The sequence below is a fragment of the Acidithiobacillus sp. genome (assembly GCF_023255755.1).
GTDB lineage: Bacteria > Pseudomonadota > Gammaproteobacteria > Acidithiobacillales > Acidithiobacillaceae > Acidithiobacillus.
Genome location: NZ_JAGDVS010000136.1, coordinates 5669 through 17833 on the forward strand (window position 1 = coordinate 5669; position 12165 = coordinate 17833).

The following is a 12165-nucleotide window of genomic DNA, read 5'->3' on the forward strand; positions in this document are numbered from 1 at the left end:
GCGGCCACTTCGACGATAGAAAAGTCCGCTCCCGCTCCGGTGAAAGAACCCGCCGCCGCTGCCCAGCCGAGCAAACCGCCCGCAGCCACACCTGCCGCCGCACCAATTGATACTTCCGCTGCATCCAGCCCGGTCGTCACTGCCGCACTCACCGCCCGTCAGAGCGACACCGCGGGCACTACGCCTTTTGTTCGCGCACTGGCCGCAGAACTGGGCATCGATCTTGAGCAGTTGGGTGCCGACGCCAATAGTACCAAGGGTCACATCAGCGCCGCCCGAGTGCTGGCTGCCGCCATCGGCCCGCAAGCACCGCAACTCACTTACGCACCACCACACACCATCGAGCACCCCAGCGCAATCAAGGCGGCTATGGCCGAGAACATGGCGCGCAGCGTGCATACGCCGACCTTCCACATCACCATCGCTGTCGATCTCAAACCACTGCACGATGCCGCGCAGGCCGAACAGGAATCACTCAGCCTGCTACTGGCCCGCGCTTGCGCCCTGAGTGTGCAAGAACACCCCGAATTCAATGCCTGCTGGACACCCGGTGGTCTGGCTCGGCGTGAACGCATCGATATTGCCATCGCCGTGGATACGCCAGATGGCCTGATTACGCCGGTATTATGTGACGTCCTGCGCCCACTGGGCGAACTCGATGAAGACTGGCGCGGGCTCAAGGGCAAGCTTGCAAAACGTCGTCTCAAGCCCGAAGACTACAGCGGCGCGACCTTTTATCTGTCCAACCTCGGCCTGTTTCCCGGCATTGAGCAGTTCGATGCCATTGTGCCCTCCGGTGCCGCTGCCATTCTCGCCGTAGCCGCACCCAGCGCAGATGGGCTGACCCGGCTCACCTTAAGCTGCGATCACCGCGTGGTGGCCGGGGCGGACGCAGCACGTTTCCTCACCACGCTGAGCGGACACCTTGCTGCTGTGGATAAGTTGGCTTGATCCATGAAACACATCATCCCCACCCACACGGGATTGCTCAAGGACTATTCGGGGCTAGATAGGAATAACTTCGCCCGCAAAAGAATTTACAACTGGTGCACCGTGATTGGGCGGCTGCCAGCGTGAAAATACTCGGTGCCGCCGCCATCCACCCCGACCACGCCACGCTGATCGGGGTGCTGGATAACGCCCCGCTTCGTCTGCCGCACATCTTGGCTTGGGCACTTTCGACCGGCGGCGTGCTGATCGATGGCCTGTCGGTATTCATGCTGGGCATTGCCATTCCCTTACTGGAACGCAGCATGGCGTTAACGCCGATAGAGATCGGATTGCTCGGGGCTGCTTTGGTCGCTGGTGCGGTGTTTGGTGCGTCGCTGGGTGGTCGTCTGGCCGACCGGATCGGCCGCAAATCGGTATTCTTGCTTGATATGAGCCTGTTGGTGCTGGCTGCTGTGCTGTGTGCGCTGGCTTGGGATCCGTGGCTGTTGATTTGCGCGCAACTGCTGGTCGGCGTGGGCATCGGCATGGATTTCCCTGTCAGCAGCAGCTATGTGGCCGAATGCATGCCGCATCGTGACCGTAGCCGGATGATGGTAGCCACCATCGCCAGCCAGTCGGTCGGTATGCTGCTTGCTGCCGTGGTTGCCTTGGGCTTGCTGCACTTGAGTGGCGATATGAATGCCTGGCGACTGCTCTTCGTCAGTGAGGCAGTGCTGGCCTCGCTGTTTCTGGTTGCCCGACTGCAATTGCCTGAAAGTCCGCGTTGGCTTATTGGCCAGGGGCGAAACCGTGAGGCGGTTCATGCACTGGAACGACTGGTACCGGAAGACCGGCAAATGCTGGAAAATTTGGCCACACGTCTGGGTAATACCATTCATCAGGTCAGCAAATTAACCGACCCAGCGCAAAAACTGGGCTTTGCCGTGCTGTTTAGCACGGCCTACCGCCGACGCATGCTTCTCAGCACGCTACCTTGGCTGCTCATGGATATCGCTACCTACGGCGTGGGGCTGTTCACCGCCGTGCTGTTGGCCTCGCTACATTTCGGTGGCCATAACAGCAACCTGATTACGCATGTGGAAACCTTGACGGCAGGCAGTGGGCTGATCGACATTTCCCTGCTGCTCGGCTTTCTGATCGGTATGTGGGCAGTGGCCCGCTTCGGTCGCATTCGCATGCAGATGGTCGGTTTTGCCGGTATGGCAGTCGGCATGAGTGTGTTGTTGCTTTCTACCGTGCTCCCCGGTGGCGCGGCGCAACATATCGGGCTGGTGTTCACAGGCTTCATTGTGTTCAACCTGAGCATGAACATGGGACCAAACAGCACCACCTATATTCTGCCCGCCGAGCTATTCCCGACCCAATTACGCGCCACCGGGGCGGGCTTCGCTGCGGCCTGCGCCAAGATCGGTGCGACTGCCGGTGTTTTTCTGCTGCCCTTGATTAAGAATTCACTGGGCGTATCGATGGTGTTGGGCTTGATGGCCGTTGTCAGCCTGCTGGGCTTGCTCAGCACCTGGGTGTTCCGCGTTGAAGGCCATGGCCGAACACTGGAAGAACTCCACCAGAGCGACCTGCCATGAGCACGATGACGACAGCGACCGAATGGTACTTTTTGTGCGTCAACGCCGGTTCATCCTCGCTCAAGCTAGCGCTGTACCGGTTCGGCGCCGATGGCATCGAACGGCGCACAGGTTCGGCTTCGGCGGTGGCAATTGGTCGGCCCGAAGCGGCTATCGAAGTCGGCGGCCACACTCATCGGCAGGCCTTGCCCGATCACCATACTGCGCTGGCGGCGCTGTTCATCGCATTGAAACCCGAGCGCGTAGATGCGGTCGGCCATCGCGTGGTGCACGGCGGTGAACACACCCGCCCAGAACACATCACGCCTGAACTCATGGATGCGCTGGCGGCACTCACACCGCTCGCGCCGCTGCACAACCCACCGGCATTAGCGGGCATCCGTGCGGTCGCCGCCTACCTACCCGACACGCCGCAAGTCGCCTGCTTCGACACTGCCTTCCATGCCACCTTGCCTGACGTGGCGCGCACCTTGGCGCTGGCACGCCGCTTTCGTGAACGCGGTATCCGCCGTTATGGCTTCCATGGGCTCTCCTACGAATACATTGCCCGCAAGCTGGGGCCGCAAGTTAAAGGGCGTGTCGTCATCGCGCATCTGGGTAACGGGGCCAGCCTAGCTGCACTGCGCGACGGACGCTCCATCGACACCACCATGGGTCTCACGCCGACCGGCGGTATTCCCATGGGCACGCGCAGTGGTGATCTCGATCCCGGTGTACTGTTGCACCTACTGCGCGAGGAAGGCCTTGATGCTGATGGTCTGGAGCACACCATCGATCATGAATCCGGCCTGCTCGGCCTTTCCGGTGACACATCGGATATGGCCGAACTGCTTGCGCTCGATACGCCTGATGCACGTCTTGCCGTTGCTCTGTTCGCCTATCAGGTGAAAAAAACCATTGGCGCTTATGCTGCGGCCTTAGGCGGGCTGGATCGGCTGATATTCACCGGCGGCATCGGCGAACACGCCGCGGCGGTGCGGGCGATGGTGTGCCGGGATCTGGCCTATCTGGGCATTGAACTGGATGCCGCAGCCAATGATGCGGGTGAACAATGCATTTCGGCACCGCAGGCGGCTTGCACGGTGCTTGTTATGCCTACCGATGAAGACGCCATGATCGCCCGTCATGTTTTTGAGCTGCTGGAGACTCGCCATGCCAAATAGAATCGAACATCTTGATGATCTAATCACCGAAGCTAAATCACTGCCGCCCGCCGTTACCGCCGTGGTCGACGCCGGTGAGCGTCATGTACTGGAAGCAGCGCATCAGGCCGCCAGCGAGGGGTTGATTGTGCCATTGCTCATCGGGCAGCGCGAGATCATCGCGTCCCTGTTGAGCGAACTGGGTGCCGATTACCCGATTATTGATGCCGTCACGCAGGAAGCCGCGGCGGATATGGGCGTGCAGGTTATCAAGGATGGGCGGGCCAAGTTGCTGATGAAAGGGTATCTACACACCGCCGAATTTCTGCACCCCATCCTCAAGGAGCTGCGTCGTGGGCCGCGCCTGTCGCATGTCTTCATCGCCGAACTCGATCGCTACCCGAAACTACTGTTCATCACAGATGCCGCCATCAATATCGCGCCTGACCTTGAAGCCAAAGCACAGATTCTGCAAAATGCTATCGATCTAGCCCGCCTGCTGGGCAATACACTACCCAAGGCTGCTGCGCTATCGGCGATTGAGGTGGTCAACCCGGCGCTCGTTTCAACCGTGGACGCCGCTTGTCTGGCAAAAATGGCCGACCGTGGCCAGATCAAAAATGCACTGGTCGACGGCCCGTTGGCTTTCGACAACGCCATCTCGGCCGAATCCGCTCGGATCAAGGGCATCCATAGCGCCGTAGCCGGTGACGTGGACATACTGCTCGTGCCGGATCTTGTCTCCGGCAATATCCTGTACAAGGATCTGGAATATCTCGCGGGGGCGCGATTTGCCGGCATCGTACTGGGTGCCAGCGTGCCGGTGGTACTCACCTCCCGATCCGACCCAGAACCCGTGCGACTGGCCTCGTTGGCCTTGGCGCGCGTGGCCCATCACCGCGAGGAATCGCGCAAATGACGATCGATCAGACCACCACCAGATCGACCGAAACGCAGTCTCTGCCGCCCATCGTCACCTTGACGCTCAATCCGGGTGTCGATGTGAGCTTTGAGATCCCGCATCTGATTGAAGACCAGAAAGTTCACGCCACCGCCAGCCGCTATGATCCCGGTGGCAACGGCATCAACGTGGCTCGCGCCCTCGCTCGCCTACGCGTTCCGGCTCATGCCTGCTGTGTGGTAGCAGGTGAAATCGGTGATCTGCTTGAGCGCCTTCTGGTGCACGAGATCGATCATTCACACTGCGTGCGCATCGAGGGTGAAACTCGAATTAATGTCACCCTGCAACAGCAAGAACCCCGTGCGCAGTACGAAGTCAGCGGCATTGGGCCGCAACTGAGCGCATTCACCTTGCAGAAACTCGTTGACGAGGTGACCCGTCTGGCAAGCGATGGCTATGCCGTCCTCACCGGCTCCCTCTGCCCCGGCGTCGATGCGGGCTTTTATGCCGAACTGGCGCAACAACTGCGCTCGCAAGGCGCTCGCCCGATCATCGATGCGCAGGGCGAAGCACTGGTTCACGCCATAAAGTCCAAACCATTCCTCATCAAACCTAACCGCTTCGAACTGGAGCAACTCGTCAAACGGCCACTGCCTGAAATGGCCGACGTGAGCCGCGCAGCCTGCGAGCTGCAGGCAGGTGGTATTGATTATGTGTGCGTTTCACTCGGTGGCGATGGCGCCCTGCTGGTCGACGGCAAATACACCTATTACGCCCATGCACCCGCTGTAACCGTCAGCTCCACCGTTGGGTCGGGTGACTCCATGGTTGCGGGATTGATTACCGCACTGGCGCGGGGTGAAGGCCCTGCAGAAGCCCTGCGACTGGGGTTGGCCTGTGGCAGCGGCACGGCAGAAAAACCCGGTACCGGATTATTCGATTACAACCAGGTGCAAACACTGTTACGGCGGGTCGAGGTAGCAAGAGTCACCGACTGCGATCTAGCCGGCTGAGCTGCGCGCCCTTGACGAAGCCATTGGCCGGAACTTCGGGTCGATGCAGTTGGCCGGAACAATCTTAAGGATTTAGAGGACGGGGTTTTATGACCCGCATGCAGCGTTATCTTCCGGGCGAACGGCCCACCGCCATTGCCGGGCTTGCCGATCTTACGCTCGTACTGCGCTGGATCTATCAACAGCTCGATCCCAATCCGCTGCTTCTCGGTTTCGCCCGCCGCTTTACCGGCTACAAGCGCACCAACCTGCTGCTGACCCAGCCCGAGGATCGGTTGCGCGAGTGGGCGAAGTTTATTGCGCGCGACGCCTTGCCGTATGTCCGCGCCTCAGAACCCTATGATGAGCCAACTGACTGCCCGACCGCTTACGTCCAAGTGAACAATCAGGAGAACTGCCATGACCTTACCCCTCACTGTACCCGCTGATGTACCTTTAAACGAACGTCCGCGTTTTCTGGCCAATCTTGCACGCGTCACCGCACATACCGGCCGCCTCATGCTCATGGCCGGTGACCAAAAAGTAGAACACCTGAATGACGACTTTGTTGGCGCCGACGTAGCTGAAGATGACGGTGACCCCGAACACCTGTTTCGCATTGCGTCCAAGGCGCGCATCGGCGTTTTCGCCACGCAAATGGGCCTGATTGCCCGTTATGGCTCTGATTACCCAGATATTCCCTATCTTTTGAAGATGAATGCCAAAACCAACCTCGTGCCCACCGCGAGTGATGACCCGTACAGCCATCAGTGGCATACGCTCGAACAGGTGGTGCGCCTGCGCGACGCGTCTGGGCTCAATATTGTGGGCGTCGGCTACACGATTTACCCCGGCAGCCGATATGAAGGCCAGATGTTCGCCGAAGCCGCGCGCCTGATTTTCGAAGCCCACCAGCATGGTCTGATTGCCGTGATCTGGGCCTATCCGCGCGGCCAGCATGTGACCGACGAGCACGACCCACACCTGATTGCGGGCGTTGCCGGTATCGTCGCCTGTTTAGGTGCGGATTTTGTGAAGATCAATGCGCCAACCGGCGGGCCAGCTGCGCTGCGCGAAGCCGTGCGTGCCGCCGGAAAGACGCGGGTGGTGTGCGCGGGTGGCGGTGAAACCACCGCCGAAGGCTTCTTGCGCCGCCTCCACGAGCAAATCGAGATGGGTGGCGTCGCCGGTAGCGCAACCGGACGCAATATTCATCAACGCCCGCTGGATGAAGCCGTGCGGCTCTGCAACGCCATCAGCGCCATCGATTTCGACAATGCCCCTATTGACGAGGCATTGCGCATCTATCAAGGCGAACAATCCGCATGAGCACACCGCTGGCACCGTACAAAACCAAGATTATCTGCACCATTGGCCCCGCTTCAGACAAACCGGCTGTTCTCATCCGCATGATCCGTGCGGGCATGAGCGTGGCGCGCCTCAATCTGGCGCATGGCGACTTGCACAGTCACGCCGCCACCATCACGCGGCTGCGCAAAGCCAGCGCGCAGGCCAACCGACCCCTCGCCATCCTCGCCGATCTGCCCGGCCCTAAGCTGCGTATCGGTTCGATTTCACCCGATCTACTGCGCCTGCGCCGCGGCCAGCACTTTACGCTGACAACCGAACCTATGGACGGCAATGCCAAGCAGGTTTCGGTGCCGGATTTCCCCGAATTGCCACAGGCCGTGCGCGTGGGCGATGCGCTCTTTCTGAACGATGGGTTCATCCAGCTCAAGGTGCTTGAGATTGCCGGGCCACAAATCCGCTGTCAGGTCATCGTCGGTGGGGAACTGCGTTCGCACAAAGGGCTCAACATTCCCCACTTGCGCATCCCGCTACCCGCCTTTACCGAAAGCGATCAAACCCTGCTCGCCTTTGCCTGCGAACAAAAGGTCGATGCCATCAGTATCTCTTTCGTGCAGTCGGCCGCCGATATCGAACGTGTCCGGCGCGAAGCCGAAGCGCTCGGTGCGTCCCCCTTCCTGATCGCCAAGATCGAACGCGCCGATGCGCTGGCTCATATTGATGCCATCCTGGATGCCGCCGATGGCTGCATGGTCGCGCGCGGGGATCTGGGTGTGGAAACCCCCATCGAGGCAATTGCACTGACTCAGAAAGACTTGATCCGCAAGGCCAATGCCGCTAAAAAGCCCGTGATTACCGCGACTCAGATGCTGGAATCCATGGTGGAAAACAGCCGCCCAACCCGAGCCGAGGCCACCGATGTGGCCAATGCCGTGCTCGATGGCACAGATGCCGTGATGCTTTCGGAAGAATCAGCCATTGGTGCTTATCCGGTCGAAGCGGTCAAAATGCTCGGACGCATTGCGGGGCAGGCGGAAGCCGCCCGCGCAAAACAGAACCCTACGCTCGCCACCGCTCCTACCACCCCGATCACCCCCACCATAATCAAGGGGCATCGTCAAAACGAACCGGATATCGAAGAGATCGTATCGCTCAATGTTGTGACCGCCGTTACGCATCTGCGGGCGCCCTATGTATTCACCCCGACGGAAACCGGTGCCACCGCACGGCGCATCGCACGATTTCATCTGCCGACCTGGATTATTGCCTTGTCCCATCATCACGCGACCTGTCAGCGATTGTTGTTCAGCTACGGTGTGCACCCCGTCCATGTCGCTGATGACAATCACAACTGGCAGGAGATCGCCTGTGACTGGCTACACAACCACAAACTGCCCGCAGGTCCGCTCATTTTCACCCAAGGGTCGTCACGCGGGCATCCGGGCTCGACCAACCGGGTTGAAATACTCCGGGGAACCGAATCATGTTGAGCCCTTGGAATAGTTCTTGGAAAAATTTTGGAAAAGTTTTTGGAGAAGCCCTTGGAGATACCCTAGGAGATACCCTAGGAGATACGCTAGGGAATAGCCGAACGTGTTACTCTGGTTGCAGCCCCAACACGCAATCGGCAACACACTGTACGTAAATCGAGGAGATAACCACATGTCACATTGCCATAAATACGCTCCCTATCCGGACACACCCACCAAAAAAGCCTACAAGGAAGAATTACATGCCCTGCAAATTGAGCTGGTGAAACTGCAAAAGCATTTCATCAAGCATGGCGAGCGCATCCTCGTCATCTTCGAGGGGCGCGACAGTGGCGGTAAGGACGGCACCATCAAGTGTATCGTTCAGCACCTCTCACCACGGGAAACGCGTGTGGTTGCGCTGGGCAAGCCTTCTGAGCGGGATCGTACCAGCTGGTACTTTCAACGTTATGTACCGCATCTGCCGGCGGCAGAAGAAATGGTTCTGTTCAACCGTAGCTGGTACAACCGCGCCGGTGTTGAACGGGTCATGGATTTTTGCACGAAGGATGAATACGAAGAATTCATCGATACCGTAACCGCTTTCGAGCAGATGCTGATTCGCTCCGGCATTCGACTGTTCAAGTACTACCTCGACATCAGTAAGGACGAGCAGAAAAAACGCCTCGCCGCACGTCGCACAGACCCGCTCAAGCAATGGAAGATGAGCCCGATCGACGCCGTGGCACAAAAACACTGGGATGATTACAGCCGAGCGCGCAACGACATGTTTGCCCGCACCCACAGCGCCTTAGCACCGTGGACCGTGGTCCGCGCCAATGACAAGAAACTCGCCCGGCTGTGCGTCATCAAGGATCTGCTTTCCCGGTTGGACTACACCGGAAAGGACGAAGAAGTGGTCTGCCCGAACCCCGATGTGGTGTTCACCTATGCCGAGGCTTATCTCGATAACGGCATGATTGCGCCTTGATACGGACATAACGCCCCGGAACCACTGCCGCAAATGTAAGGAGTTCATTATGGTCAAGAGTATTGATAGTCAACAGGTTGAAAAACTCGCCATTGAAGACGTGTTCAAGCAACTCGAATGCAGCGCACAAGGATTAACGACGACCGAGGCCCAACAGCGTCTTGCGCAATTTGGCCGCAATGCCCTGGAGGAGAAGAAAGTCAGTCCGCTGATGAAATTCCTCAGTTACTTCTGGGGGCCGATTCCGTGGATGATTGAAGTGGCAGCGATTCTGTCGGCCATCGTGCGCCACTGGGCAGACTTTTTCATCATCCTCGCCTTGCTGTTGTTTAATGCCGGTATCGGTTTCTGGCAGGAGTTCAAGGCGGCTAATGCGCTGGAGGCGCTCAAAAATCAGCTGGCTCTGAAAGCCCGTGTGTTGCGTGACGGCAAGTGGCGTGAAATCGATGCTGCCGAATTGGTGCCCGGCGATATTATCCGCCTGCGTCTGGGCGACATCATCCCTGCCGATGCCAAATTAATCGAGGGCGACTATCTCTCCGTGGATCAATCCGCGCTGACCGGCGAATCCCTGCCAGTAGATAAGAAGATAGGCGAGGTCGTTTATTCCGGCTCCATCGCCAAGCAAGGTGAGATGGTGGCGATGATTACTGCCACCGGAAGTCGGACTTTCTTCGGCAGAACGGCAAAGCTGGTCGAAGGCGCAGGCGCACCGTCGCATTTTCAGAAGGCCGTGCTGGCGATTGGCGATTACCTGATTTTCTTAAGTCTTGGATTGGTGACGGTGCTGATTTTGGTGCAACTCCATCGCGGCACACCGATGCTCGAATTATTCCAGTTTGCCCTGATTTTGACGGTTGCCTCAATCCCTGTGGCCATGCCGGCCGTCTTGTCGGTCACGATGGCCGTCGGTGCTTTGGTGCTATCGAAAAAAGGGGCGATTGTTTCGCGGTTGCAGTCCATTGAGGAAATGGCGGGCATCGACATTTTGTGTTCGGATAAGACCGGCACCCTGACTCAAAATAAGCTGACATTGGGTGAACCTGCCTTATTTGCCGCAAAGGACGCTCAGAATCTGGTTCTAGCTGCTGTATTGGCATCCAAGGAAGAGGATGCTGATGCCATCGATATCGCCGTAATCAATGGTCTGCAAAACCGTGAAGAAAAACTTAAGCCCTTTGAGCAGACACGGTTCGTGCCATTTGATCCGGTTTCCAAACGTACCGAGGCCGCCATCAAGACCACCGACGGCAATACCTTCAAGGTAACCAAGGGCGCGCCGCAGGTGATTATCGATTTGGCCGAGCTTATCGGTGCGGACAAAGAAAAAGCCGACAAGTTAGTCGAGGACAACGCCGCTCGGGGATTTCGCACGCTGGGTGTGGCGCGTTCCGATGACGACGGCAAAACCTGGGACTTCCTCGGCATTCTGCCCATGTTTGATCCGCCGCGCGAGGATTCCGCGCAAACGATCAAGGAGGCAAATGAGCATGGAATAACTGTCAAGATGGTGACCGGCGACAATGTGGCGATCGCCCGGCAAATCGCAGGTCAACTGGGGCTGGGCAAAGAGATACAACCCGTGAGTAACCTGCTCGGTGCCGATGGTAAAAAGTCCTTTGATGCGGCTGAACAAATCGAGAAAGCGGACGGCTATGCCGAGGTGTTTCCAGAAGACAAATACGCCATCGTCAAGGCTCTGCAGAAAAATGGCCATTTGGTCGCCATGACCGGTGATGGGGTCAATGATGCCCCGGCGCTCAAACAGGCCGATGTCGGGATTGCCGTTTCCGCCGCCACCGATGCCGCGCGAGCAGCAGCTGATCTGATTCTCACCGCACCGGGACTCTCGACCATCACCACTGCCGTGGAAGAGGCCCGACGCATTTTTGAGCGCATGAACTCATACGCCATTTACCGCATCAACGAAACGATTCGAATCATGATCTTCGTGGTACTGGCGATGATTGTGTACAACTTCTACCCGATCACCGCCGTGATGATCATTCTTCTGGCATTTTTCAATGATCTGCCGATCATGACCATTGCCTATGATCACACCAAGGTTGAACCCAAACCGGTGCGCTGGAACATGCACCGCGTGCTGGCGGTATCCACTGTCATGGGCGTGACGGGTACCATCGGCAGTTTCTTGATGCTCTATCTCGCTATGAACTGGTTGCATCTTTCCATCCCGCAGGTGCAAACCTATGTGTTCCTCAAAATGGCGGTATCCGGGCATTTGGCGCTGTTTGTTGCGCGGGCGCGGGGTTGGTATCTCGCCCGCCCTTATCCGGCACCAATCATGATCTGGACCGCGCTCAGCACCAAGGTGGCCGCCACCTTGCTGTGTTTGTATCCCATGGGATTAATGGCACCAATTACTTGGTTTGATGTCGCCCTGATTTGGGGTTACTCGATTGTTTGGTCATTTGTAACGGATGCCGCCAAGGTGAGTATCTATCGGCGTTTTGCACATACATCTGAGCCGCATCGAACCTTCCTGCAAAGATTAGGGCACCTCTGATCGAACCCCTCATGGCCAAGACGGGTTTTTTTGAGAGGCGAGCCGCGCAGGCACGGAGCCAATCATGTGGCCTTGCCCACTCAAACCGTTCAAATCAACCAATGGAGATATGAATATGAATTTGCAAATTATGCCTAAGGAACGTCTGAACAAATTGACCGTACGTGCCTGATTTCAGATACAGGCATCATTTTTGGACGCCTGTATCCATGAATTCAGAAAAGCGGGTCGAAATCATCTTCAGCTTGCGGTGTTTTTCAAGATAGTTGTCGCTTTTTGTTAAATCTGTCTAATTGTTTCC

10 protein-coding genes are annotated in these 12165 nt (G+C 57.8%); all 10 read left to right on the forward strand.

Features of this window, described 5'->3' with window-relative positions; translation table 11 throughout:
• The coding region (locus Q0C48_RS09415) for a 2-oxo acid dehydrogenase subunit E2 (RefSeq protein WP_291523720.1) at positions 1-951 on the forward strand (951 nt) is incomplete at its 5' end.
• Between the two features lie 95 nt (positions 952-1046).
• Entirely contained in the window at positions 1047-2534 is a 1488-nt protein-coding gene (locus tag Q0C48_RS09420) for an MFS transporter (RefSeq protein WP_291523722.1), read from the forward strand.
• Between the two features lie 5 nt (positions 2535-2539).
• Positions 2540-3697, forward strand: coding sequence for an acetate/propionate family kinase (locus Q0C48_RS09425; protein WP_291523724.1), 1158 nt, complete (start codon positions 2540-2542; stop codon positions 3695-3697).
• On the forward strand, positions 3687-4595 hold the full coding sequence (locus Q0C48_RS09430; protein ID WP_291523727.1) for a bifunctional enoyl-CoA hydratase/phosphate acetyltransferase: 909 nt from the start codon (positions 3687-3689) through the stop codon (positions 4593-4595). The genes Q0C48_RS09425 and Q0C48_RS09430 overlap by 11 nt, the downstream gene beginning before the upstream one ends.
• Positions 4592-5590 (forward strand): 1-phosphofructokinase family hexose kinase, encoded by a 999-nt coding sequence (locus Q0C48_RS09435; protein WP_291523729.1) that lies wholly within the window; start codon positions 4592-4594, stop codon positions 5588-5590. The genes Q0C48_RS09430 and Q0C48_RS09435 overlap by 4 nt, the downstream gene beginning before the upstream one ends.
• Before the next feature lie 89 nt (positions 5591-5679).
• Positions 5680-6018: a hypothetical protein gene (locus Q0C48_RS09440; protein ID WP_291523731.1), complete on the forward strand. Its 339-nt coding sequence runs from the start codon at positions 5680-5682 to the stop codon at positions 6016-6018.
• On the forward strand, positions 5990-6898 hold the full coding sequence (locus Q0C48_RS09445) for an aldolase (RefSeq protein WP_291523732.1): 909 nt from the start codon (positions 5990-5992) through the stop codon (positions 6896-6898). Before Q0C48_RS09440 ends, Q0C48_RS09445 begins: the two co-directional genes overlap by 29 nt.
• Positions 6895-8367, forward strand: a complete 1473-nt coding sequence (pyk, locus tag Q0C48_RS09450) for a pyruvate kinase (protein ID WP_291523734.1) — start codon at positions 6895-6897, stop codon at positions 8365-8367. Before Q0C48_RS09445 ends, pyk begins: the two co-directional genes overlap by 4 nt.
• Positions 8368-8539: 172 nt before the next feature.
• Positions 8540-9337 carry a polyphosphate kinase 2 gene (gene ppk2, locus Q0C48_RS09455; RefSeq protein WP_291523736.1) on the forward strand — a complete coding sequence of 266 codons (798 nt, stop codon included), beginning with the start codon at positions 8540-8542 and terminating at the stop codon, positions 9335-9337.
• Between the two features lie 49 nt (positions 9338-9386).
• Positions 9387-11864: a plasma-membrane proton-efflux P-type ATPase gene (locus tag Q0C48_RS09460; protein ID WP_291523738.1), complete on the forward strand. Its 2478-nt coding sequence runs from the start codon at positions 9387-9389 to the stop codon at positions 11862-11864.
• Positions 11865-12165 lie beyond the last annotated feature (301 nt).